The sequence below is a fragment of the Streptomyces sp. SID1328 genome, assembly GCF_009865595.1.
Classification (GTDB): Bacteria; Actinomycetota; Actinomycetes; order Streptomycetales; family Streptomycetaceae; genus Streptomyces; species Streptomyces griseoluteus.
This window is the reverse complement of record NZ_WWKH01000310.1, coordinates 1-1,483: the sequence shown is the minus strand read 5'-3', so window position 1 is coordinate 1,483 and position 1,483 is coordinate 1. Positions and strand designations below refer to the sequence as shown.

Here is a 1,483-nt window from a genome sequence, read left to right as displayed (position 1 = left end):
CTGCCCCGCCGGGGTGGTCCGGCGCGGTACGGGGCAGGCGCGCGCTCCTCGCCATGGCGGCCGCGCTTGCCCTCGTGGCGGCCGGAAGCGTGGCAGCGCTGTCCCTGCACCGGCCCGCCGGAGGCGCCGACACGGCGCGGGTACGGGACGCCTCCGGCCGTATCGCCGTCGAGGTGCCCGCGGGCTGGAACCGGGAGCTGCGCGACTCCGGGTGGGACCCGCGCGCCCTCGGGCTGTCCGGCGGCAAGGAGCCGGGGCTGGTGGTCGCCGACGACCTGTCCCGCTGGTCCGACCTCGGCGAGCCGGTGAACGGGGTCTTCGTCGGCGTGGGCGAGGGGGATCTCACCGGCCGGGTGGACGCCCTGGCGCACTCCGGCTGCCGGGGCGCGGACCGGCACGCGTTCACCGGGCCGGGGTGGCGGGGCACGGTCCGGGTGTGGAGCGGCTGCGCGGGCGGGGGCTCGGTCACGGAGTCCGCGATGCGCCCCTCGGGCGGCGCGCACGGCCCGCAGGTGTACGTGCAGGTGCGCCAGCACGGCGGCCCGGACGCCACCGACGGCATACTCCGCTCGCTCCGGGTCACCTGATCGGGGGGAACCCTGGTCCGGCGTGGCGGGGAGGCCCCGGTGAGCGGAGACTTCTTCGGGCGCGGAAGTTTTTTCCTCCTCGTCCCGAACTTTTCCGCCGGACGGCGCATCGGAAGCTGTGACGGCGCATCCGGCGCCGACGGCACGCGGAACTCGCGCGCCGTGGATTACAGGGAGGCTTGTGCGACATGGCGAACTCATCCCCGGCCAGGCGGCGCGGGACCCTGCTCGTGGGCTCCGCCGCCGTACTCGGCCTCCTGACCGCCTGCGGCAACGGTGACGTGGGCACGGCCCCGGCGAAGACGGTGTCCGGCTCGGCGGCCCCCGCGACCGAGACGTCGGCCCCGGCCGAGTCCACCGGCTCGCCCGACGCGGCCGGCACCCCCTCGCCGGTGACCCAGAGCGGCGGCACCACGACCCCCAGCTCGGCCCCCGACACGGCGACGAAGACCGTCAAGCCCGACAGCGCGAAGAGCACCCGCTGCCACACCTCGGAGTTGCGGGCCGCCGTGGGCCGTAACGATCCGGGCGCCGGGCAGGAGAACTTCCCCGTCGTCCTCACCAACAAGTCGTCCCGCACCTGCACCCTGCGCGGCTATCCGGGCGCGGCCTTCATGAACGCCTCCGGCACCCAGCTCGGCCGCGACCCCGAGCGCACCCCGGGCTCCCCGGTGACGGTCACCCTCCGCCCCGGCCAATCCGCCTGGGCGGGGCTGACCTTCTCCAACCCTCAGGTCAGCGGCGCGAAGTCGCAGAAGCCGGCCTCGCTGGTGGTCACCCCGCCCGATGAGCGGGACCCGCTGAAGGTGACCTGGACGGGCGGTCCGGTACCGGTCTCCGGGAACTCCTCCTCGGTCCGCCTGACCGTCTTCGCCCCCGGTTCGGGCGCCTGACCG

The 1,483-nt window shown here is 75.7% G+C and carries 1 protein-coding gene and 1 pseudogene; both read left to right on the top strand.

Features of this window, described 5'->3' with window-relative positions; genetic code table 11:
- Positions 1 to 587: pseudogene (locus tag GT030_RS09220) on the top strand (serine/threonine protein kinase); the annotation flags it as partial.
- Positions 588 to 775: 188 nt separating this feature from the next.
- Positions 776 to 1,480 (top strand): DUF4232 domain-containing protein, encoded by a 705-nt coding sequence (locus tag GT030_RS09215; RefSeq protein ID WP_161200674.1) that lies wholly within the window; start codon positions 776 to 778, stop codon positions 1,478 to 1,480.
- The last annotated feature ends 3 nt before the right edge of the window (positions 1,481 to 1,483 follow it).

What these genes read in the sequence shown, in the direction of transcription:
- GT030_RS09215 (WP_161200674.1), top strand. Translation starts at nt 776, where the DNA reads ATGGCGAACTCATCCCCGGCCAGGCGGCGCGGGACCCTGCTCGTGGGC.